The sequence below is a fragment of the Novosphingobium clariflavum genome, assembly GCF_026420865.1.
In the GTDB taxonomy this organism is placed as follows: domain Bacteria; phylum Pseudomonadota; class Alphaproteobacteria; order Sphingomonadales; family Sphingomonadaceae; genus Novosphingobium; species Novosphingobium clariflavum.
Genome location: NZ_JAPCWC010000018.1, coordinates 16,512 through 36,478, shown reverse-complemented (window position 1 = coordinate 36,478; position 19,967 = coordinate 16,512). Strand labels below are relative to the sequence as shown.

Genomic DNA, 19,967 nt, shown 5'->3' with positions numbered 1-19,967 from the left:
TTGTTTATTAGCGAAAGGCGGGCGCGCCATCAGGCATCCGCTCCCGCAGTCGCCATCCTGAACGAATAGCCGATGTGATCGACATGCCCGTGCAGGCCGAAATCGTGCAGCTTCGCCTTGTCGTGGAAGGCGTCCGAAGCCGCCGCGACATCCTCGATGGTCCAGTGCGGCCGGTAAACGCCCTCGGTTTCCGCCACGAACATCCGCGCCACGCGGCCCGCCATCGAGGCGATCATCTCGCCGGTCACCGGGCAGCTTTCATGCGCCAGCCAGCCGACCACGGGGGCCACCAGTTCGGGCTCCATCGGCGGGTACTGCGAGATGTCGAGCCCCTCGGCCATGCGCGTCACCGCGCCGGGCACGATCACGTTGCACTTCACGTCGTGCGCCTCGCCCTCCAGCGCGGCGATGTTGGAAAGCCCCAGCATCGCCGACTTCGAGATGCCGTAGTTCACGCAATTCTCGTTGCCGTAGAGCCCGCCGACCGAGCTGGTCAGCACGATGCGCCCGTATCCGGCATCGCACATCGGTCCGAAGGCGGCCTGCACCACATGGAACGCGCCCAGCAGATGCACGTCGAGCACGGCGTGGAGGTCCGCGCCGGAAAGCGCGCGGATCGATCCGTAGCGCACGTTGCCGGCATTGTGGACCAGCACGTCGATCCGGCCCCACTGGTCGAGCGCGGCCTGGACGATGGCCTTGCCGCCTTCGGGCGTGGCGACCGAATCGGTGTTGGCGATCGCCTCGCCGCCGGCGGCCACGATCTCGTCCACCACGCTCTGCGCCACGCTGACGTCCGCGCCCGGCGCGTCGAGATCGCCCCGGATCGCGCCGCCCAGATCGTTGACCACCACTCTGGCCCCGCGCGCGGCCAGCAGCAGCGCATAGGCGCGGCCAAGCCCGCGTCCGGCCCCGGTGATGACCGCCACGCGGCCGTCGAAACGCATCTCTTCCATGGATCTCTCTCCGGTTGCCCGTGCTGGACCGGGCGGTCTCTTTTCGGTCTGATGGTCGAATATGCGCACGGGAGAGGGCGGGGCAATCGAACAAAGCCGTGCCAACGTCGCCGGGGCGATAGTGCGCATCCAAAGCCCGCCCGGCCGGGTCGCCGCGTTGCCTGGGCCGGACACGCTGGATAGGCTCCAGGCGCAAACAACGGCCGCAAGAGCGCCGGACGAGAGGACATTCCCGACGATGCTCGCACCCGCAGGACGCAACCACGGCGCCGTTTCCGCCCGTCCCGCCGAAGGCTGGACATTGCACCGCATGACGCCGCCGACGCGCCTCTACGGCGCCAATGGGCTGCGCACCGGGGCCGATGGGCGCATCTATGTCGCCCAAGTGGGCGGCAGCCAGATCAGCGCGGTCGATCCGGGCAGCGGGGCGGTGGAGGTGATCAGCCCGATGGGCGGCGGCATCACCGCGCCTGACGATCTGGCCTTCGACGAGGCGGGTAACCTCTATGCCACCGAGATCACCGAAGGCCGGGTATCGGTGCTGCGCCCGAACGGCACCAGCGCGGTCGTCTACGGCGACCTGCCCGTCGCCAACCCGATCACCTATTCGCAAGGCCGCCTGATCGCGGGCGGCTGCGAAATGGGCGCGCGCGTGCTCGAACTGGACCGCAACGGCGGGGCGCCGCGGGTGATCGCGGACAATGTGCCGATGCCCAACGCCTTCGAGGTGGGCCCGGACGGCAAGCTCTACATGCCGGTGATGGGCGCCAATGCGATCTGGCGCGTGAACATGGACGGCAGCGGCGAACCCGAAGTGGTCTGCGGCGATCTTGGCGTGCCCGATTCGGTGAAGTTCGATGCCGAGGGGATGATCGTCTCCACCCAGGTCGCCAGCGGCCAGGTGCTGCGCATCGATCCGCGCACCGGCGCCAGGACGGTGCTGGCCGATATCGGCGCCGGGCTGGACAACTGCACGTTCGTCGGCGAGCGGCTGTTCATCTCGCACATTCTGGGGTCCATCCACGAGATCACCACGCCCAAGGCCGCAGGCGGTGTGGTGAAGCCGCTGATCGAGAAGGGCCTGCAATGGCCGCTCGACGTCTCGATGGGCGCAGACGGCGTGCTGTGGATCGCCGATGGCGGCTTCCTCTTCTCGCTGCGCGCGGGGGAGGCGGTGAAGCTGGAAGGCATGCTGTTCAGCCCCGGCTTCCCCGGCTACTCGCGCGGCGTCGTCGCGGCGGGAGCGGGCGAGATGATCGTGACGACCGCCAATGGCGAAGTCGTGAAGTTCCATCCCGCCGGACCTTCCAGCGAGGTATTGGCGAGCGGCTACGACCAGTTGATGGGCGTTGCGCTGGCGCCTTCCGGCGCGGTGGTCTTCGCCGAATACGGCACCGGCAAGGTCCACTCGGTGCACAATGGCCAAGTCGAGGAACTGGCCTCCGGGCTGGACCGGCCCAAGGGCGTGGCGGTGGCCGGGGACGGTACCGTCCATGTCGCCGAAAGCGGCGCGGGCCGGGTGGTCAGGCTGGTGGGCGGACGGACCGAGACGATGCTGGACGATCTCGTTCGCCCCGAAGGTCTCGCGATCCGTAATGGCACCGTGACGGTGCTCGACGTGAAGCGCCGCGAAGCGATCCAGTGCGACCTGTCCGGCGGCGCGCGCGAAGTGATCGCGGCCGGCCTGCCGGTGGGGCCGCCCGAGGGCACCGATCCCAGGCCGCTTGGCGGTGTGGGCCACATGTGCGGGCCGATGGGCAACATGACCGGGCTCGACGTGGGGCCGGATGGCACGGTGTGGATCTGCGGCGATCTCGAAGGCAGCGTTCTCGCGCTCAGGAGCAGGTCTTCGTGAAGAAACGCGGTGCCGCTTCGATCCGGCGGCGCCGGATCGTCAGGGGAGGATAATCATGCTCAAGCAGCTGTGCTTCTTCAGGAAGCGGCCGGACATGACCATGGACGCGTTCATGGACTACTACGAGAACCAGCACTCGCAGCTGTCGAAGAAGATGGGGGCGCAGCCGGCCATCCCGGGGGCGGTTCGGTACGTGCGGCGCTATCTGGTGCCGGAAAAGAACCCGATCACCGGCGAAGTCCACGATCCCGGCTACGACTGCGTGATGGAGATATGGTGGAACAGCCGCGAGGATTTCGAACGCTCGCAGGCGATCATCAGCGATCCCGCGCGCCTGCCGATGACCAGGGCGGACGAGGAGAAGCTGTTCGCCAGCCACGCCAATCCGGTCTGCACCTGCATCGAGTACGATTCGCCGATGGGCCCGAGTGGCGAGGCGACGCGGGTCGGGATTTCCTACGGTGACTGAGGCTCTCACTGCGCGTGGGGAATGGTCGCGCTATGGGCTGGTGCCGGTGGCGGCCGGGCTCGGCTACGCGACCAGCGTGATCCATATCTACGGCATCGGGCCCTATATCGGCCCGGTGGCGGAGGCGATGGGGTGGAGCCGCACCGAAGTGACCTTCGGGCTGACCATCGCCACATTGGTGCAGGCTATCGGCGGCATCTTCATCGGTCTTGCGGTCGACCGCTTCGGCCCGCGCCGTTTCGGCGTGGTCGGCATTGCGCTGCTCACCCTGGCCTTCGCGCTGCTCGGCACGGTGGGGGGCAGCCTGTCGCAGTGGTATCTGCTCTGGGGCCTTGTCGCGCTGGTCTCGCTGCCGGTGCAGGCCTCGGTCTGGACCAGCGCGGTGGCCTCGCGCTTCGCGCGTTCGCGCGGGCTGGCGCTGGCGGTGACGCTCTGCGGCGCCTCGATCGCGGCGGGGCTGTTCCCGATCCTGGGGACATGGGCGATCAGGACTTTCGGCTTGCGCCTGGCCTTCGCGGTGCACGGCGGGCTGTGGTTCCTGGTCGCGGCGCCGGTGATTTTCCTGTTCTTCCGCGGTGCGCACGATCGCGGCAGGCGTAGCGACCCGGAGCCTGCCCGGCGCGATCTTGCTGGCGCCTCGCTGGGCGAAGGGCTGCGCTCAAGCGTCTACCATCGCCTGTTCGTGGCCAGCCTGCTGTTCACCTTCACGATCATCGCCCTGGTCGTGCACTTCGTCTCGATCCTGGGCGACCGGGGCGCGGATGCCATGACGGCGGCGGCGATCGCCTCGTTCGTCGGCTGGTTCTCGCTGGCCGGGCGATTGGGGACGGGCGTTCTGCTCGACCGCTTCCCCGCCTCGCTGGTCGGCGCGGCGGTGTTCCTGCTGCCGGTGATCGGCTGCCTGCTGCTGCTGGGATCGGGCACGTCGTTCGTGGCGCTCGTGCTCGCCTCCGGGCTGATCGGGCTGACGCTGGGGGCGGAGATCGACGTGGTGGTCTACCTGATCACCCGGCACTTCGGCCTCAGGAACTTCGGCGGGCTCTACGGCGGCGTGCTGGCGGCGCTCTCGATCGGCACCGCGCTGGGCCCGCTGGTGGCGGCGCTGATCCACGACCGGACGGGCAGCTACGCGATGTTCCTCTACCTTGCCATCGCCGCGATGGGCGCCAGCAGCCTCGCCATCGGCACCCTGCCGCGCACAGACCGCAAATACGCCCCGGCGATTGGCTTGGCGTGCGAATAATGGGATAATGGCCGCAAATCGGGATGGTGCGGAATTGGGAAGAAAGCGATGGGTGAAGAAGGCAGGATCGTGCAGTCGGCCGAGGACCTGACCGTGCCGCTGCGTGTCCCGGCCGAGGCCTATATCTCGCCGGACTACGCCAGGGCCGAGCGTGACAGGCTGTGGCGCAAGGTCTGGCTGCAGGCCGGGCGGCTGGAAGACATCCCGGAGGTCGGCGATTTTCTCACGTTCGACATCGTCGACGATTCGGTGATCGTGGTCCGCGCCTCCGAAACCGAAATCCACGCCTTCCACAACGTCTGCCCGCATCGCGGCCGCAAGCTGGTCGATACCCCGCCGGGAAAACGCAATGCGCGCGGGCATCGCCGAAGCTTCATCTGCGGCTATCACGGCTGGACCTTCGGACTCGACGGCGCGAACACGTATCTGGAGCACCAGGAGGACTGGCAGGGGCGTCTCTGTGCCGGCAGGGCCGACTTAGGGGTCGTTCAGGTCGATACCTGGGGCGGGTGGATTTGGATCAATCTCGCCCCCGATCCGATGCCGCTGGCCGACTATCTGCACCCGGCGGCAGGCATGCTCGATCCCTACGGCCTGCAGAACATGCGTCCGCGCTGGCGCAAGTGGGTGGTGTTCGAATGCAACTGGAAGGTCGCGATGGAGGCCTTCTGCGAGACCTATCACGTCTCCACCACGCATCCCGAATTCATGGAATTCGGCCAGTTTCGCGGCTGGGCGCGCAACCAGGGGCTCCATTCCAACATCGGCTACGATGCGCCCAAGGGGCAGGAAGAGGACTCCGGCAAGCTGCGCCTCGGCGCCGGTGAGGATCCGCGCCTGACCACTGCGGAAATGCAGAACTTCACCTGGGCCAACGCCAATACCAACACGACACGCAAGCTGGTGGACGTGGCCAATCGCCTGAAGGACGAACTGCCTGAAGGCACTCCGGCTGCAGAGGTCTCGGCCTACTGGATCGGCACCGCGCGCAAGGAAGACGCCGAGCGCGGCGTGATCTGGCCGACGGTGGACCCGCAGCATACGGCGCAGGCGGGCACCGCCTGGCAGATCTTCCCGAACTTCCAGATCGGCCACGCGGTCAACAACATGCTCTGCTACCAGGCGCGGCCCTATGGCAGTGACCCCGACAAGTGCATCTTCGAGGCCGCCGTCTACGAACTCTGGCCCGAGGGCGAGGCGCCGGAGACGGAATGGGAATACACTGCGCCTGCCGATTGGCCGCCGGTGCTCCAGCAGGACTTCGCCAACATGGCGGCAGTCCAGCAGGGCATGAAAAACGTCGGTTTCCGGGGCGCGCAGCCCAATCCCTACATGGAACGCTCGGTGGCGAGCCTGCACATGAACCTGGCGAAGTTCATGGGTACGGGGGCCCCGGAGGCCTATTGATTCGCATTGATTCGTAGCGTCCCAAGCGCGCGTGCGGAGCCGGATGATCGATCCGGTGCCTCCGCAGGGCCCTTGTCGAGGCGGGCGCGAAGGCTGACGTGGGTTCCTCGGCGCGCTACGACGCCAAGATGCAATCGATTCTCATATACATCGCTGCTGCACTGGCGGAAATTGCCGGGTGCTTCTCGTTCTGGGCAACGCTCCGCATGGAAAAATCGCCCTGGTGGCTGGTTCCGGGATGCGGTTCGCTGGTGCTGTTCGCCTGGCTACTGACGCTGGTGGACAGTTCACAGGCGGGACGTGCCTATGCCGCATACGGGGGCATCTATATCACGTTCGCGCTGCTGTGGCTGTGGTTGGCGGAAGGCGTTCGGCCTGATCGGTGGGATCTTGGCGGGGTGGCGCTATGCCTTGTCGGGACCGGGGTGATCCTGTTCGGCCCCCACCGCGCCTGAAGCCTGCTATGCCAGCGGCCATCCGGATGGTTCCGGAGGACCGCTGCACAAGACGCATTACCTGGCTTCGGCGATCAGCTTCTTCGCCTCGGCACTGGTCCAATCGTTGCCGCCCGAAAAGCGCCAGACTTCCTTGCCCTGGCTGTCGAACAGGATCGTTACCGGCAGGTTGCCGCCGTACTGGAAGCCGAGGTCGCCGTGTTCGTCCTGCCAGGGTTCGATATGGTCGAGCTTGCGGCGATGGAGGATCTCGACGACCTTGCCCATGTCGGCGGTGTCTTCCGAGATCGGCAGCACCTGCACCGGCGAATCGGGATCGGCGGCGAGTTCGTTCAGCGTCGGCATCTCGGCGATGCAGGGCGCGCACCAGGTCGCCCAGAGGTTCACCAGCAGCGGTTTGCCCTTGAGCGAGGGCAGGCTGAGGCTTTCGCCGGTATTGTCGACCAGGGTCACGTCGGGGATCGGCTCGCCCTTGTGCGAACGGTCCAGCTTGTCGGCGGGTTTTGGTGCCTGCGCGGCGGATTCGGTAGCCTGCGGTTGCGCCGGCTTGTCGCTTTGCTTATCGCAGCCCGCGATCATGAGGGCCGATGCCCCCGCCAGTGAACACAGGACAAGCGACTTGAGCGAAGTGGACGACAGCAAGGGGGCAGGCTCCAACCAGATGTGGGGCGGACGGTTCGCGGAAGGACCGTCGGCAATCATGCGCGAGATAAATGCCTCGATCCCCTTCGACAAGGCGCTGTGGCGGCAGGACATCGCGGCCAGCAAGGCGCACGTCGCGATGCTGGCGACCTGCGGCGTGGTGAGCGAGGCCGATGCGGCCTCGATCCGCGACGGCCTCGATACGGTCGCCGCCGAGTACGAAGCCCATGGCGTGCCCGAGAACTGGGACCTCGAGGACATCCACATGACCACCGAGGGCCGCCTTGCCGAACTGATCGGTCCGGCGGCGGGCCGCCTGCACACGGCGCGTTCGCGCAACGACCAGGTGGCCACCGATTTCCGCCTCTGGGTGCGGGACGCGATGGATCAGGCCGATGCCGGGCTGGAGGCGCTGCAGAAGGCGCTCGTCACCCGCGCCGGGGAACATGCCGATTCGATCATGCCCGGCTTCACCCACCTGCAGACCGCGCAGCCGGTGACGCTCGGCCATCACCTGATGGCTTACTACGAGATGATCGGGCGTGACCGTTCGCGCTTTGCCGATGCACGGCGGCGCATGAATAAGTCGCCGCTGGGCGCTGCGGCGCTGGCCGGCACCGGCTTCCCGATCGACCGCTTCATGACCGCAGAAGCGCTCGGCTTCGACGCGCCCACCGACAACAGCCTCGATTCGGTGTCGGACCGCGACTTCGCGCTCGATTACCTTATGGCGGCCAGCCAGTGCTCGCTGCACCTCTCGCGCCTCGCCGAGGAATTCATCATCTGGGCCAGCCAGCCCTTCGGCTTCGTGGCGCTGCCCGATTCGCTGTCGACCGGCAGTTCGATCATGCCGCAGAAGAAGAACCCCGACGCGGCCGAACTGGTGCGCGGCCACTCGGGCCGCATCGCCGGCTGCCTGACCAGCCTGATGATCACCATGAAGGGCCTGCCGCTCGCCTATTCGAAGGACATGCAGGACGACAAGCCGCCGGTCTTCGAGGCCGCGGGCCTGCTGGCGCTGTCCATCGCGGCGATGACCGGCATGGTCGCGGAAACCCGCTTCCGCACCGAGCGCATGCGCGCCGCCGCCGAACTGGGCTTCGCCACCGCCACCGACCTTGCCGACTGGCTGGTGCGCGAGGGCAACATTCCCTTCCGCGAAGCGCACCACATCACCGGTTCGGCGGTCAAGCTGGCCGAACAGCGCGGCGTCGCGCTCGATCAATTGCCGCTTGAAGACCTCAAGGCCATCGACAGCCGCATCGACGAGCGCGTATTCAAGGCGCTCTCGGTCGAGGCTTCGGTTGCCGCGCGCAAGTCGCACGGCGGCACCGCGCCCGATCAGGTACGCCTGCGCGTGGCCGAAGCCCGGCTTGCGCTCGGTCTGGAGTGAGCTTGATGCGCAAGACTGCCGCCCTGATCCTGATACCGGTTCTCGCCGCCATGCTGGCAGGCTGCGGGCAGCGCGCGTCGCTGGCGGTCAAACAGGGCGAGCAGTTGCCGCCGGCCCCTTATGGCCGCGGTGTGCAGCCCAAACCGGGTGAACTGCTCAATCCGCCGACGCTCGCCATTCCGGAACGCAGCGTCGAATTGCGCACCCGATCGGAAGCGCGCGAGGACGATCCCTACGATCTCCCGCCGCCTGAATGACCCTCTGAGCCCGAGAACCCCATGGACCATTTTGCCCTGAACAACGGCGAGCTTTTCGCCGAGAACGTGCCGCTGGCCGACATCGCCCGCGAAGTCGGCACGCCCGTCTACGTCTATTCGCGCGCGACGTTGAGCCGCCATGCCCGGGTGTTCCGCGAGGCGCTGTCGGCGCTGCCCAGCGTGCACATCGCGTTTGCGGTCAAGTCCAACCCCAACCTTGCGGTGCTGCGCCTGCTGGCAAGCGAGGGCTACGGCGCCGACGTCGTGTCCGAAGGTGAGATGAACCGCGCGCTGGCCGCTGGCATCCCGGCGGCGGACGTGGTGTTCTCGGGCGTCGGCAAGACCCGCCGCGAACTGACCGCGGCGGTCAAGGCGGGGATCGGCCAGTTCAATCTCGAGAGCGAGGAAGAGGGCGTCGAACTGGCCGCGATCGCCGCCGAACTGGGCCTTGTCGCCTCCTGCGCGCTTCGCGTGAACCCCGATGTCGACGCGCGCACCCACGCCAAGATCTCGACCGGCAAGGCCGAGAACAAGTTCGGCGTCTCCTACGATCGCGCCGCCGGCATCTATGCGCGCCTCTCGGCGCTGCCGGGCCTCGACATGCGCGGCCTTGCCGTCCACATCGGCAGCCAGATTTCCGACCTCGAACCCTCGCGCCAGGCTTTCCTCAAGATGGGCGCGCTGATGGAAGAGATCCGCGCGGGCGGCCTCAAGGTCACCCACATGGATCTCGGCGGCGGTCTCGGCGTGCCCTACAAGGCGGGCGATGCGCTGCCGACCCCGGAGGACTACGGCGCCGTGGTGGCCTCGGTCGCCAGGGACTGGGGCGTCACCCTGATGTTCGAGCCGGGCCGTGTCATCACCGGCAATTCCGGTGTGCTGGTCACGGAAGTCGTGCGCGTCAAGCAGGGCACGGCGAACCCCTTCGTGGTGGTCGATGCAGCGATGAACGACCTCGCCCGCCCCGCCATGTACGATGCCTGGCATGATTTCCTGGCGGTGAAGCCCAATGGCCGGACCTTCACGGCGAACATCGTTGGCCCCATCTGCGAAAGCTCCGACACGTTCGCGATGGGCCGCGAGATCGACGAAGTCGCTGCCGGTGACCTTGCGGTGTTCCGTACCGCCGGGGCCTATGGCGCGACGATGGCCAACACCTACAACAGCCGCGCGCTGGTGCCCGAGGTGATGGTCGATGGCGACAAGTGGGCGGTCGTGGCCGAGCGTATCGAGCCCGCGACGATCCTTGCTGCCGAGACCGTGCCGGACTGGCTGAAGTAAGGGACCGCTTCGACAAGCGCGAAGCGGTGCGATAGGGTCCGGGTATGATCGACAGCCTGCCCCTGTTCCACCGCCTCTCCGCTCGCCCCGTCATTGTCCTGGGCGAGGGGGAGGGCGCCGAGGCCAAGCGCCGCCTGGTCGAGCGGGCTGGCGGCGTGGTCTTTGCCGAACTGGAGAGCGGGATCGCCGCCGGCGCCCGGCTTGCCTTCATCGCCCACGAGGAGGATGCCCGCGCCGAGGCCGATGCGGCGCGGGCCCGTGCGGCGGGACTGCTGGTCAATGCCACGGATCGGCCCTCCTTGTGCGATTTTACGGTGCCCTCGGTGCTCGACCGATCGCCGCTGCTGGTCGCGATCGGCACCGGCGGTGCCTCGGCGGGGCTTGCCAAGCATGTCCGCTTGAGGCTCGAGGCCATTCTACCGCCCTCGCTCGGTCATCTGGCCCGAGCGCTTCATGCCGGGCGCGGGCGCTTGCGGGCCCGGTTTCCCGATGCCGCGCAGCGTCGCCGCGTGTTGGACGAGGCCTTGCGAGAAGGGGGCATGCTCGACCCGCTGGCGGCGGGCAGCGCCGATGCGGTTGACCGCTGGCTGTCGGAGGAAGCGGCAGTGCGGCAGGGGGAGTGCGTGACCATTCATCTGCGCAGCCAGGATCCCGATGACCTTACCCTGCGCGAGGCGCGCTGGCTGGGCGAGGCGGATGTGGTCTGGCATGATCCCGAAGTCGCGGCGGCGATACTGTGCCGGGCCAGGGCTGATGCGGCTCGCGCTCCGGTGCCGGAGGACGGGAATGCCGAGGTCAAGGCTGCGGCGGGACTTACGGTTGTTCTTCGTGGCCCTGCCGAATTTCACGGAGCCTGACTGAATTTACGCCGCGATCTGGCGATTGTTTTGTCGGCGATTAGTTCGTCTGCAGGGATGTAATATATTTCATTCCATTTGCGGTTTACAATTTCAAGGAATTAACTCACAAATTCAGTGGGTGTGCGGCACCTTTGACCAACAACGGCCGGGAGAATCGGCTGAAGGGGGACATCTTGCAGCATAATGAAGTGCTATCTTCGTTTCTTCCGCAGATCGACTTAGCCCGGATTCCTGAGCTTGATCTTGCCTCGGCTCTGTTCGGTGCGCGGGATGATGTGTCGGGCCTGCAATTGATTGACGACGACCGGGCGCATCTCCTCGCCTGTCTGTACGAGCTTCAAACGAGGGGCTGATCCATGGCATGGTCCGCCCGCTCCGACGGGCGCAGTGATCCGCAAATGCCCGGAATGACCGCGTTCGGAGCGGGCGCGGGCGACGATCTCTGGAACGAGGGGCAGCAGCATGTGTCCGTGCTGCTTTCCCGCTGGCGCGCCGCGCCCGCCGTAGCCCCCTTGCTGGAGGATCTGCACCGTTTCGGCAAAGGGCACGCGCTGGAGGCGCTGCCTGCGCTGGCCCGTGCGTTCCGGGAAACGCCGGGGGGCAAAGGCACCGATTTCGACGCGGCGGTTGGCGATCTGGTTCAGGCGCTGGTCGCCGGGCTTGCGGTCTGGCCGCTGGCGCAAGTGCCGCTGCGTCACAGCCATGCAGCCGCTGCCGGCTCGCTTGTTCTGGCATCCTCCGGACGGGCCAGTCTGGCGCTGGCGGTGTGGGACGGCGATGCCGGGCCTGACCCTGACTTTGGCTCTGACTTTGGCCCTGACTCTGGCAAGTTGCGTGCGGCCGAGTTCGCGCCGGTCGAAAGCTGGCTGAGGGTCCTGCGCGGCAGCGCGCGGGCGGAGCGGATCGTGCGGCGGGCGCAAGGCGTTGGCGGCGGTATCTTGTGCGAGCCACTGGTGCTCACGGCCGGCATGGTGCTGCCGCACTGCGGCTTGCGCGAGGCGGTTCACGTGCAGGGGCCGCTTGTTGCGCTGCGGTTGCAGCGGGCGCTTGTCGGCGATGAGCCGGTGCAGGTCCGGGCGGTCGGTGACGGCGGCACGGTTCGGCGCACTGCGCCATGTGCCGAACAGAGCCGCCTCGAACTGGCGATGGCGGCCATCACCGCGATGGAACGGCGCGATGCGATACCGGCCTTGTCGCGTATCGCCGGGGGCAACGGACCCAAGGCGCTGCGCTGGGCCGCCCTGAAGGCTGCGCTCGGGCTTGATACGCGGGCCGGGATGGTGCTGCTGGGCGTGCTGGCCTCCAGCGATGACGATGCGCTTTCGGTGCCCGCGCGGCGCCTTCATGGCCAGTTGCTGGGCGCATGGCCTGAACTCGAAAGGGTGGCGCAGTGGCGCGGGTAATGACCCGCCGCGATCCCGCCTCGGCAACGCTGGCCGAATGCGCGGAGGCGCTGGCGACCTGGGGGTTCGATCCGCGCGAGGAGGAAAGCCTCGCCCACGCGGCCAGTTGGATTCAGCGGCTGGGCAATGACCGGCAGTTCCTCGGCGATATGCTGATAGATATGCTGGATGGCCTCACTCCCGCTCCGGAAGGGGCGGATGCCCTGGTCGGCAGCGGGCCGCGCACGATCATGCTGGTTCCTCCCGGTCCCGGCCATTTCCTGATCCGCGCCCGGGTCTGGCTCCCGGCGCAGGACCGCATGTTCCAGCGCAGCGGCGCGGCGGCCTGCGGATATGGGCAGGCGCACGACTTTGCCGGGGATGTCCTTACCCTGGGTTATTTCGGGCCCGGCTATCTCAGCGAGGACTACGAATACGAGCAGGCCGTACCGGCGGGCTATCCGGGCGAGCGTGCGGCGCTGCGTTTTGTCGGCCGCGGATTGCTGGAGCAGGGGCGGCTGCTGCACTATCGCAGCCAGCGCGACGTGCAGTTACGCCATCCGCCCGAGGCTCTGTCGCTGTCTATCGATCTTGAGCATACCCATCCCGAGCAAAGCTGGCGCAGCCGGCACGATTTCGACCTCGTCCAGGACGAAACCGCTGGAAGGGTGCGCGGGGAAGTGACGGGGCTGTTCGGCCACGGCCCAAGCGAAAGCCTGCTGCGCATCGCCGTCGGCCTTGGTTCTCCAGGCGCACGGGATCTCGCGGCGCATTTCGGCAGGAGCCACGCGAGCGACCGCATGCGTCTGGTCGCCTGGCAGGCATTGGCCGCCCAGGCGACCGACGACGCCGCGCGCGATGCGGTCTGGCGCGAGGCGGAGCAATGCGGCAGCCGGCTGGTTTCGAGGATTTCCGGTAGCCGCCGTGCGGGCCTGGAAGAAGACTCTTTAGCCGGATAAGGCCTATGCGTCAGCGTGTCGCAGGAGCGGCCAGTTCTCCAGCCAGCCTTTGGATTTTATCCGTTCCTCGTACATGGGCCGCCGTTCGGCGTGGAAGTGGGCGGTAGGCCGCAAGGTGAGACCAAACAGATCGTCCAGTCCCAAGGGTGCCGCAATCTCGCACATATCTGCTTCGCCGCGCCGCGCGGCCACTGCCGTAGCGGTTTCCGGCCAGTAGCGCATGGCATCCGATGTGCATGTATAGGGCGCGTCGCCGTTGCGGTGGTGCATGCGGGCCTGATTCTTCACCGACCAGTGGATCGAAGGCTCCAACGTTTGCAAGCGCGCCTCGATCGTGCGGTCTTGCTCGGCTTCGGGGCAGGTCCGATCGTACCAGATCACATCGACGTCACCGCCGGGCGGTGCGGCAGGCTGCTGATGCAGGTGATCCCACACGGCGTTTCTGACGAATCCCGCGCCGATCCAGCAGTCAGGCAGGCCCAACGCCGCCACGACCCCGAGGAGATGCCAGCGAACCGGATCGGTGCGAAGGATTGCGCAGAGGCAGGATTGGTTGTTCACCAAGCCAAACGCGGCCCTAGAACATCCCGCCGGCCAGCGCGTCGATCGCACCTTGAAGGATGACGGCGGCGGCAGCGGAATCGATGCGGGTCGCGCGCTTGGCGCGGCTCATGTCCTGTTCGATCAGTCCGCGTTCGGCGCCGCTGGTCGACCAGCGTTCGTCCCACAGCAGGATCGGCAGGCCCAGCACGGCAAGATTGCGGGCATAGGCCCGGCTCGACTGCGCGCGGGGGCCCGAAGAGCCGTCCATGTTGAGTGGCAGGCCGATGACGATGCCCTTGATCGACCGTTCGCGGATCAGTTCCTCAAGCAGGGCCTTGTCGGCGCCGAACTTGCCGCGCTTGATCGTCTTGCCGGGCGAGGCGAAGCGCCAGCCGGGATCGCAGAACGCGGTGCCGATGGTCTGGGTGCCGAGGTCGAGCCCCAGCAGCGCGCCGCCGGTTTCCGGCAGCGCATCGCGGTATTCGAGCGCGCCGGTGGTGATCACGGTGTCCTGGGTCATCGCTTGGCCGCCTTTCCCTTACTTCCAGACCTTGGTCTCATCGACCGGCGGGCGCAGGCTGGTGAAGCTGCGGCCCTTGCGCAGCGCCTTCCACCAGGTCAGCGGGTTCCAGGTCTGGGTGCCGTCCAGCGAGAACGTGATGAACTCGGCGCGGCCGCCGATATCGGTGACCGGTACCGGCCCGCCGAGGCCGCCGCTGGGCTGGCCGAACATGTCGGTCTCGAACGGCGCGCGGCTGTCGGCCGAACGGTCGCGGTCGTCGCCCATCAGGAAGACGTGGCCGGCAGGCACGGTGATCTCGCGGTAGTTGTCGAGTTCCTGGTCGATGTAGTCGATGACGTCGAACTGGGCGCCGTTGGGCAGGGTCTCGCGGTAGGTCGGCAGCTCGTAGACTTCCTTGCCGCTGGGTAGGCGGGTGCGATAGCGCTCGAAGCCGTCGTAGCAGTGGCCGGGCTCGGGATCGCCCTCGCAGCGCAGGGCATCGTCGGCGGGAATGCGCACCGGCGGCTCCATCTCGCGCGGCACGAACCTGCCGTTGAGGCGGATGCGGCCGTCGATCACGGCGATACGGTCGCCGGGGCGGGCGACCACGCGCTTGATCAGGTCGGCCTTGCGGTTGCCCGGCACGACGATGACGATGTCGCCATATTCGGGGGTGTGCTCGAACAGGTGCCAGGTGCCGCGCGGCAACAGGTGAAAGCTGATCGAGGACCAGTTCCAGCCATAGGGATACTTCGATACCACCAGCCGGTCACCGACCAGCAGGTTCGGCATCATCGAGATCGAGGGGATGTAGAACGGCTTGGCGAAGAGCGAATGGAACGCCAGCACGCCCAGCAGCATCAGCGCGAGCCCGCGCAGCTCCTGGAACCAGTTGACCTTGTCCGGCTTGCGCCCGGCGGCGGCCGGATCGGCAGACGGCTTGGGAGCCGGGGGCTTGGGGATGTCGTCGGCCATGTCCAGGGCGCAAAACTCGTATCAGGAGGTAGGGAGGGGGCGTGCTTCGATGATCACGAAGGCCTGGGCCCATGGGTGGTCGTCGGTGAGCGTGAGGTGAATGAGGGCCTCGTGACCGGCGGGAATCATGGCATCGAGCCGTTCCTTCGCCCCGCCCGTCAGCGCCAGTGTCGGGGCGCCGGAAGGGGCGTTGACGACGCCGATGTCCTTCATGAACACGCCCGCCTTGAAGCCGGTGCCAACCGCCTTGGAGAACGCTTCCTTGGCTGCGAATCGCTTGGCCAGCGTGCCCGCCACGGTGTGCGGCCGGCGTGCCGCTTTGGCTTGCTCGGCCGCGGTGAAGACGCGCTGCAGGAAACGCTCGCCATAGCGGTCGAGCGAACTGCGGATCCGCTCGATGTTGCACAAGTCCGAGCCGAGCCCGATGATCATCGCACTTCGTCCATCAGCATGCGCATCTTCTTCACGCTCGCGTCGAGGCCGGTGAAAATCGCTTCGCCGATCAGGTAATGACCGATGTTGAGTTCGGCGAGTTGCGGGATCGCGGCGATCGGCTGGACGTTTTCGTAAGTGAGACCGTGGCCTGCATGCGGCTCGATGCCGTTCTTGGCGGCAAGCGCGGCCATGTCGACGATGCGGCGCAGTTCGGTCGCCACCTGTTCGCCCTGGGCATGGGCATATTCGCCGGTGTGGAACTCCACCACCGGGGCGCCGAGCTTCATCGCCGCCTCGATCTGGCGGGGCTCGGGGGCGATGAACAGACTGACGCGGATGCCCGCGTCCGCGAGCCGGGCGACGATCGGGGCGAGGCGGTTGTGCTGCCCCGCCGCATCGAGTCCGCCCTCGGTCGTGCGTTCCTCGCGGCGCTCGGGCACGATGCAGGCCGCGTGCGGGCGGTGCCGCAGCGCGATGGCCAGCATCTCGTCGGTCGCCGCCATCTCAAGGTTGATCGGCAGCCCGGTGGCCGAGGCCACGCGTTCGAGATCCTCGTCGCGGATATGGCGGCGGTCCTCGCGCAAGTGCACGGTGATGCCGTCACCCCCCGCCTGCGCCACGATCTGTGCAGCGCGGGCCGGATCGGGATGCTCGCCGCCGCGCGCGTTGCGGATGGTGGCGACGTGGTCGATATTGACGCCGAGGCGCAGGCGGGAAGGTGTCAGGACGTTCATTCGCTTATCCGAGCTATCTGTCCGAATCCGGGGCCCCAGGGGCAAGGCGTCAGGGCTTCGCGCGGCTACCCGGCTTGACGGCAGGGGTCGCGGCCAGTTCCGGCGGCAGTTCGTCGGCCGCGTAAGTCGGGAAGTTGAGCGCGACGAGCGGGAAGAACGGCACGCCGAGATCGACCGAGCCGCCCGAACGGTCGACCAGCGAGGCGGCCGCGATCACTTCGCCGCCGGCTTCCTCGATCGCCTTGATGGCTTCGCGGCTGGAGAGGCCGGTGGTGACCACGTCTTCGACCATCAGCACCTTGTCGCCCGGCTCGAGGCTGAAGCCGCGGCGCAGTTCGAAAGTGCCGGTCGGGCGCTCGACAAACATCGCGTCGACTTGCAGCGCGCGGCCCATTTCCTGACCGATGATGACGCCGCCCATGGCCGGCGAGACCACCTTGTCGATGCTCTTGCGAATATCGTGGGGGAGTTTTGCAGCGATCGCCACGGCGAGTCGGCCTGCCCGGTCGGGGTTCATCAGCACGCGCGCGCACTGCAGGTAGTGTGCGCTGTGACGGCCCGAGGAAAGCAGGAAATGCCCTTCAAGCAAGGCCTTGCTGGCGCGGAACTCGGCGAGGACTTCTTCTTCCTGCATCGGGGTGTAATCCTTTGGTGCAATTTGCAATGTTCGGGCACGTTATCGCGCCGGCATGGAGCGAAAATCCCCTAGAGGCGCTTGAGACAAGCGGCAAGGCCGCGTATAGCCCCATGAGAAGGGGGGCAAAAGCCTCCGCGACAGGGGTGCGCGTTTGGGAGGCGACTCACTGAGACGTGTCTCTTGCGCGAATAAGAAAACGGGAAAGCGCTATATCCATGACAGTGGGCAAGACCGTTCGTAATTGGGGTGAGGCTGCAAAGGCCTTTGGATGGACAGTTTCCGCATTTGCCGCCGTTTTCGGCGGCTCTGCGGCCGCGCGTGCTGCCGAGGCGGCATCCGCGGGCACGGCGGCGGCTGGCTATACGCCGATGAAGCCGACACCCGGCATCGGCATGCCGGTGCCCGGTGCCATGGGGCTTCAGCAGCAGTTTTCGCCCACCGGCGAATACGGCGCCTGGATCCATCATGGTTTGCTCTGGGTGATGGGCCTGATCTGCCTGTTCGTGCTGATCCTGCTGCTGGTCATCGTCGTGCGCTTTAATCGCCGTGCCAATCCGGTGCCATCGAAGACCAGCCACAACACCATCCTCGAGGTGGTGTGGACGCTGCTGCCGGTGCTGATCCTGGTGGGCATCGCAATTCCCTCGATCGACCTCATCGCCAAGCAGTACAAGCCCGCGCCCAAGACCGCGCTGACCATCAAGGTCACTGGCAACCAGTGGTTCTGGACTTATGGCTACCCGGACAACGGCGATTTCGAAGTCGTCTCGAACATGCTGAACATTCCCGGCCAGCCGGTGATCAACAACGGCGTGCGCGAGGTCGGCTCGAAGCCCTGGGACGGCCCCTCGCACCTCGAGGTCGACAACCGCATGGTCGTGCCGGTGGGCGAGCCGATCCGCCTGCAGATTACTGCGGCCGACGTGATCCACTCGTTCGCCGTGCCCTCGCTGTGGTTCAAGCTTGACGCCGTACCCGGTCGGATCAACGAGAAGGTCCTCGTGGTCGAGAAGCCGGGCGTCTATTACGGGCAGTGTTCCGAACTGTGCGGCGCCAAGCACGGCTACATGCCGATTGCGGTCGAGGCGCTGCCCCGCCCGCAGTACGATGCCTGGGTCCTGACCCACGCCGGCGGCGTGATCGACAGCCGGGTCAAGGCCGCACCGGCGGCGCCGGCTCCGGCCGCCGCTGCCGAGCCGGCCCCGGCCGCCACGGCGGAAGCATCGCAAGCCGCAGCCGGCGATGCCACCGCAGCTGCCGAATAAGCGCGAATTGAAGGACAGGGCCTAGACCATGGCAACCACAGCAGACCACTTCCAGGCGCACGGCGACGGGCACGGGCACGCCGATCACGATCACAAGCCAAGCTTTTTCGCGCGTTGGTTCATGTCGACCAACCACAAGGACATCGGCACGATGTACCTGATCTTCGCGATCTTCGCGGGGATTGTCGGCGGCGCCGTATCGGGCGTGATGCGCGCCGAACTGGCCGAACCGGGTATCCAGTACCTCGGCTTCTTCGCCAGGCTGGTGGGCGACAACCCGGATGACTTCAATGCCACCCTGCACATGTGGAACGTGCTGATCACCGCTCACGGCCTGATCATGGTGTTCTTCATGGTCATGCCCGCGATCATCGGCGGTTTCGGCAACTGGTTCGTCCCGATCATGATCGGCGCGCCGGACATGGCCTTCCCGCGCATGAACAATATCTCGTTCTGGCTGACGGTGGCGGGCTTCTGTTCGCTGATGGCCTCGGCCTTCGTGCCGGGCGGAACCGGCATGGGCGCGGGAACCGGCTGGACCGTCTATGCGCCGCTTTCCACTTCGGGCTCGGTCGGCCCGGCGGTCGACTTCGGCATCTTCTCGCTCCACCTGGCCGGTGCCGGCTCGATCATGGGCGCGATCAACTTCATCACCACCATCTTCAACATGCGCGCGCCTGGCATGACCATGCACAAGATGCCGCTGTTCGTCTGGTCGGTGCTGGTCACCGCCTTCCTGCTGCTGCTCTCGCTGCCGGTCCTGGCCGCGGCGATCACCATGCTGCTGACCGACCGCAATTTCGGCACGACCTTCTTCGATCCGGCGGGCGGCGGTGATCCGGTGCTCTACCAGCACCTGTTCTGGTTCTTCGGCCACCCCGAAGTCTACATCATGATCCTGCCCGGCTTCGGCATCATCTCGCAGATCATCTCGACCTTCTCGAAGAAGCCGGTGTTCGGCTACCTCGGCATGGCCTATGCGATGGTGGCGATCGGCGTTGTTGGATTCATCGTCTGGGCACACCACATGTATGCCACCGGCATGTCGGTGAACACCAAGATGTACTTCACTGCCGCCACCATGGTCATCGCGGTGCCCACCGGCATCAAGATCTTCTCGTGGATCGCGACGATGTGGGGCGGTTCGGTCGAGTTCAAGAGCCCGATGGTCTGGGCGATCGGCTTCATCTTCCTGTTCACCGTGGGCGGCGTCACCGGCGTGTACCTGGCCAACGGCGGCGTCGATGATGTCGTGCACGACACGTATTACGTGGTCGCGCATTTCCACTACGTGCTCTCGCTTGGCGCGGTGACGGCCCTGTTTGCGGGCTTCTACTACTGGTTCCCGAAGATGAGCGGGCGGATGCATTCCGAATTCCTCGCCCACGTCCATTTCTGGATCTTCTTCGTCGGCGTGAACATGATCTTCTTCCCGATGCACTTCCTCGGGCTGCAGGGCATGCCGCGTCGTTACCCCGACTATGCCGAGGCCTATGCCCATTGGAACTATGTCGCCACGATCGGCTACATGGTCATGGCGGTCAGCATCGGCATCTGGCTGCTGAACATCCTCTACGCGTTTGTTGCCGGCAAGAAGGCCGAAGACAACTACTGGGGTGAAGGCGCCACCACGCTGGAGTGGACGCTGACCAGCCCGCCGCCGTTCCACCAGTTCGAGACGCTGCCCGTCATCGGCGAGACGGCGCACCACTAAGCC

General features: G+C 66.6%; 22 protein-coding genes. 14 read left to right on the top strand and 8 right to left on the bottom strand.

The window, feature by feature from the left end:
• Window positions 1–29: 29 nt before the first annotated feature.
• Window positions 30–956, bottom strand: coding sequence for an SDR family NAD(P)-dependent oxidoreductase (locus OKA11_RS18045; protein ID WP_267222854.1), 927 nt, complete (start codon window positions 954–956; stop codon window positions 30–32).
• A gap of 238 nt (window positions 957–1,194) precedes the next feature.
• Between OKA11_RS18045 and OKA11_RS18040 the strand changes: the two genes are divergently transcribed.
• From OKA11_RS18040 to OKA11_RS18020, 5 genes are all read left to right on the top strand, one after another.
• Window positions 1,195–2,811 (top strand): SMP-30/gluconolactonase/LRE family protein, encoded by a 1,617-nt coding sequence (locus tag OKA11_RS18040; protein WP_267222852.1) that lies wholly within the window; start codon window positions 1,195–1,197, stop codon window positions 2,809–2,811.
• 55 nt (window positions 2,812–2,866) lie between these two features.
• Window positions 2,867–3,280, top strand: a complete 414-nt coding sequence (locus tag OKA11_RS18035; RefSeq protein ID WP_267222850.1) for an EthD domain-containing protein — start codon at window positions 2,867–2,869, stop codon at window positions 3,278–3,280.
• Window positions 3,273–4,523 carry an MFS transporter gene (locus OKA11_RS18030; RefSeq protein WP_267222849.1) on the top strand — a complete coding sequence of 417 codons (1,251 nt, stop codon included), beginning with the start codon at window positions 3,273–3,275 and terminating at the stop codon, window positions 4,521–4,523. Before OKA11_RS18035 ends, OKA11_RS18030 begins: the two co-directional genes overlap by 8 nt.
• 48 nt (window positions 4,524–4,571) lie before the next feature.
• Entirely contained in the window at window positions 4,572–5,930 is a 1,359-nt protein-coding gene (locus OKA11_RS18025) for an aromatic ring-hydroxylating oxygenase subunit alpha (RefSeq protein ID WP_267222847.1), read from the top strand.
• A gap of 128 nt (window positions 5,931–6,058) precedes the next feature.
• Complete coding sequence (locus tag OKA11_RS18020) at window positions 6,059–6,385, top strand: YnfA family protein (RefSeq protein ID WP_267222845.1); 327 nt, start codon at window positions 6,059–6,061, stop codon at window positions 6,383–6,385.
• Window positions 6,386–6,442: 57 nt separating this feature from the next.
• On the opposite strand, the gene OKA11_RS18015 is transcribed toward OKA11_RS18020, so the two are convergent.
• Window positions 6,443–7,027 carry a TlpA family protein disulfide reductase gene (locus tag OKA11_RS18015; protein ID WP_267222843.1) on the bottom strand — a complete coding sequence of 195 codons (585 nt, stop codon included), beginning with the start codon at window positions 7,025–7,027 and terminating at the stop codon, window positions 6,443–6,445.
• A gap of 19 nt (window positions 7,028–7,046) precedes the next feature.
• Here OKA11_RS18015 and argH point away from each other — a divergent pair, with 19 nt between their 5' ends.
• From argH to OKA11_RS17980, 7 genes are all read left to right on the top strand, one after another.
• Window positions 7,047–8,420 carry an argininosuccinate lyase gene (gene argH / locus OKA11_RS18010; protein WP_267222937.1) on the top strand — a complete coding sequence of 458 codons (1,374 nt, stop codon included), beginning with the start codon at window positions 7,047–7,049 and terminating at the stop codon, window positions 8,418–8,420.
• 5 nt (window positions 8,421–8,425) lie between these two features.
• Window positions 8,426–8,677: a hypothetical protein gene (locus tag OKA11_RS18005; RefSeq protein ID WP_267222841.1), complete on the top strand. Its 252-nt coding sequence runs from the start codon at window positions 8,426–8,428 to the stop codon at window positions 8,675–8,677.
• A 21-nt stretch (window positions 8,678–8,698) separates the two neighbouring features.
• Window positions 8,699–9,958, top strand: coding sequence for a diaminopimelate decarboxylase (gene lysA / locus OKA11_RS18000; RefSeq protein ID WP_267222840.1), 1,260 nt, complete (start codon window positions 8,699–8,701; stop codon window positions 9,956–9,958).
• Between the two features lie 44 nt (window positions 9,959–10,002).
• A complete protein-coding gene (locus OKA11_RS17995) occupies window positions 10,003–10,815 on the top strand; it encodes a precorrin-2 dehydrogenase/sirohydrochlorin ferrochelatase family protein (RefSeq protein WP_267222838.1) in 813 nt (270 codons plus the stop codon).
• A 134-nt stretch (window positions 10,816–10,949) separates the two neighbouring features.
• On the top strand, window positions 10,950–11,171 hold the full coding sequence (locus tag OKA11_RS17990) for a hypothetical protein (protein WP_267222836.1): 222 nt from the start codon (window positions 10,950–10,952) through the stop codon (window positions 11,169–11,171).
• Window positions 11,172–11,216: 45 nt separating this feature from the next.
• Complete coding sequence (locus OKA11_RS17985; protein ID WP_267222834.1) at window positions 11,217–12,221, top strand: hypothetical protein; 1,005 nt, start codon at window positions 11,217–11,219, stop codon at window positions 12,219–12,221.
• Entirely contained in the window at window positions 12,221–13,159 is a 939-nt protein-coding gene (locus OKA11_RS17980; protein WP_267222832.1) for a transposase, read from the top strand. The genes OKA11_RS17985 and OKA11_RS17980 overlap by 1 nt, the downstream gene beginning before the upstream one ends.
• 3 nt (window positions 13,160–13,162) lie before the next feature.
• On the opposite strand, the gene OKA11_RS17975 is transcribed toward OKA11_RS17980, so the two are convergent.
• The 6 genes from OKA11_RS17975 to pyrE are packed head-to-tail and all read right to left on the bottom strand — an operon-like array spanning window position 13,163 to window position 16,982.
• Window positions 13,163–13,720: a nucleotidyltransferase family protein gene (locus OKA11_RS17975; protein WP_267222830.1), complete on the bottom strand. Its 558-nt coding sequence runs from the start codon at window positions 13,718–13,720 to the stop codon at window positions 13,163–13,165.
• A gap of 16 nt (window positions 13,721–13,736) precedes the next feature.
• On the bottom strand, window positions 13,737–14,222 hold the full coding sequence (gene ruvX, locus OKA11_RS17970; RefSeq protein WP_207077836.1) for a Holliday junction resolvase RuvX: 486 nt from the start codon (window positions 14,220–14,222) through the stop codon (window positions 13,737–13,739).
• An 18-nt stretch (window positions 14,223–14,240) separates the two neighbouring features.
• The gene (gene lepB / locus OKA11_RS17965; protein ID WP_267222824.1) at window positions 14,241–15,179 is read right to left on the bottom strand and encodes a signal peptidase I; all 939 of its coding nucleotides are present in this window, start codon (window positions 15,177–15,179) and stop codon (window positions 14,241–14,243) included.
• Between the two features lie 21 nt (window positions 15,180–15,200).
• Window positions 15,201–15,611 (bottom strand): holo-ACP synthase, encoded by a 411-nt coding sequence (acpS, locus tag OKA11_RS17960; protein ID WP_267222822.1) that lies wholly within the window; start codon window positions 15,609–15,611, stop codon window positions 15,201–15,203.
• Window positions 15,608–16,348 (bottom strand): pyridoxine 5'-phosphate synthase, encoded by a 741-nt coding sequence (locus tag OKA11_RS17955; protein ID WP_267222820.1) that lies wholly within the window; start codon window positions 16,346–16,348, stop codon window positions 15,608–15,610. The genes acpS and OKA11_RS17955 overlap by 4 nt, the downstream gene beginning before the upstream one ends.
• Before the next feature lie 49 nt (window positions 16,349–16,397).
• Window positions 16,398–16,982: an orotate phosphoribosyltransferase gene (pyrE, locus tag OKA11_RS17950; protein WP_267222818.1), complete on the bottom strand. Its 585-nt coding sequence runs from the start codon at window positions 16,980–16,982 to the stop codon at window positions 16,398–16,400.
• 218 nt (window positions 16,983–17,200) lie between these two features.
• On the opposite strand from pyrE, the gene coxB reads away from it, so the two are divergent.
• Window positions 17,201–18,250 carry a cytochrome c oxidase subunit II gene (gene coxB / locus OKA11_RS17945; RefSeq protein WP_267222816.1) on the top strand — a complete coding sequence of 350 codons (1,050 nt, stop codon included), beginning with the start codon at window positions 17,201–17,203 and terminating at the stop codon, window positions 18,248–18,250.
• 28 nt (window positions 18,251–18,278) lie between these two features.
• Window positions 18,279–19,964, top strand: coding sequence for a cytochrome c oxidase subunit I (gene ctaD, locus OKA11_RS17940; RefSeq protein ID WP_267222814.1), 1,686 nt, complete (start codon window positions 18,279–18,281; stop codon window positions 19,962–19,964).
• Window positions 19,965–19,967: the final 3 nt, after the last annotated feature.